General features: G+C 62.1%; 2 protein-coding genes. Both read left to right on the top strand.

The genetic code is table 11. The annotated features are described in order from the left end of the window. Positions 1–591 (top strand): 1,4-dihydroxy-2-naphthoyl-CoA synthase (locus tag QT222_RS01625; protein ID WP_491476093.1); only part of this gene is annotated, 591 nt, incomplete at its 5' end. A gap of 79 nt (positions 592–670) precedes the next feature. Continuing rightward, a partial coding sequence (locus tag QT222_RS01620) for an ABC transporter substrate-binding protein (RefSeq protein WP_491476092.1) occupies positions 671–1,864 on the top strand: 1,194 nt, incomplete at its 3' end.

The following is a 1,864-nucleotide window of genomic DNA, read 5'->3' as shown; positions in this document are numbered from 1 at the left end:
GACGTGTCCGACGACCCGCTCGTCCGCGAGGCGAAAGCCGGGCGTCTGCACATCCTCGAAGTCCAGCGACTCATTCGCTTCATGCCCAAGCCGGTCGTCGCCGTGGTTCCGGGCTGGGCCGTCGGCGGCGGCCACTCCCTGCACGTCGTCTGCGACATGACGCTCGCCTCCGAGGAACACGCGAAGTTCCTCCAGACCGACCCCGACGTGGCCTCCTTCGACGGCGGCTTCGGCTCTGCGTACCTCGCCAAACAGGTCGGCCAGAAGAAGGCCCGCGAAGTGTTCTTCATGGGCAAGACCTACTCCGCCGAGGAAGCCGTGGACATGGGAATGGCGAACGAGGCGATTCCCCACGAGGAACTAGAGGACGTGGCGCTGGAGTGGGCCGACGAGATGACGAAGAAGTCGCCGACGGCGATGCGGATGCTCAAATATGCCTTCAACATGACCGACGACGGCATGGTCGGCCAGCAGGTGTTCGCCGGCGAGGCGACCCGACTGGCCTACATGACCGAAGAGGCCCAAGAGGGCCGCGATGCCTTCCTCGAAAAGCGCGAACCGCGGTTCCGCGAGTACCCTTGGCACTACTGAACGCGCCAAGCGTGTCAGCGTATTTTTAGGCCCGCCAAAAATTAGAAAACGTCTTATACATTTAGGGTAGCCTAAACCCATGGAAGAGAACTCTACGGGCCGAAAGAAACTGACGCGACGTAACTGCATGCGGTACGGGGGTGCAGTCCTCGGTGCTGGGCTCCTCGCGGGCTGTACGTCCGATTCGTCGGGAGGCGGCGAGTCAGCCGAGACGACCACGGCGGCCGAGACCGCGACTGAAACGGACGCTTCGACGGCGACCGAGACGGCAGAGGAGGATACGTCGTACTCGGTGACGATGGCACCGACTGGCGAGGTCACATTCGAGTCGGTTCCCGAGTCGTGGATTGCCTACGACGGCGGCTACGCCGACATGGGTGTCGCGCTCGGCGGCGGCGACAGCATGACCGGTATCGGCGGTGCGGGCCGGTACTACAGCTACGTGTACGACGAACTCCCGGGCGTGAGTATCGACCGCGAGCGAATCGAGCAGAACCAACTGTCGGACAGCGACATGTCAAAGGAGATATTCTACGAGTTGGACAACGAAGTCCACCTGATGGACCCGGAGATGCTCGTCAACTGGTTCGGCTGGAAGCAGGAGGACGTCGACGAAATTTCCAAGAATGTCGCACCGTTCGTGGGCAATCTCATTTTCCGCCGCGAAGACGAGTGGCACGACTACCGGTACTACACCCTCTACGAGGCGTTCGAGAAGGTCGCTCAGCTCTTCCAGGAAGAAGAGCGCTACGAGGCGTTCAAGGCGCTCCACGACGAGTTCATCGCCGACATCCAAACGCAGCTTCCGCCAGCGGACGAGCGACCGAACGTGTTGCTCGTCTACGCGGGCAGCGACCAACCCGAGGAGTTCTCGCCGTACCGGCTCAATGACCAAGGGACGAGCAAGAAGCAGTGGCACGACCTCGGCGTCAGCGACGCGCTGGCTGGAACCGGCGTGAAGGGGCTGAGCACCACCGACCGCGGGAAAATCGACTACGAAACCATGCTGGAAATCGACCCCGACGTGATTCTCCTGCGTGCTCACGAACGCAAGTCGGCGACCGAGTTCCGCGACACGGTGCTCGACTTCATGCAGTCGCACCCGGTCGCGAGCGAACTCAAGGCGGTCAAAAACGAGCGCGTCTACCGCGGTGGCTATCTCTTTCAGGGACCGATTCAGAACCTGTTCCTAACCGAGCGCGGCGCACAGCAACTGTTCCCCGACGTGTTCGGTGAGGTGACCAGCGATACCCAACTGTTCGACCGACAGCGG

This window comes from Haloferax sp. s1 (assembly GCF_058382125.1).
The sequence above is the reverse complement of the archived record's forward strand: the minus strand, read 5'-3'. Positions and strand labels throughout refer to the sequence as shown.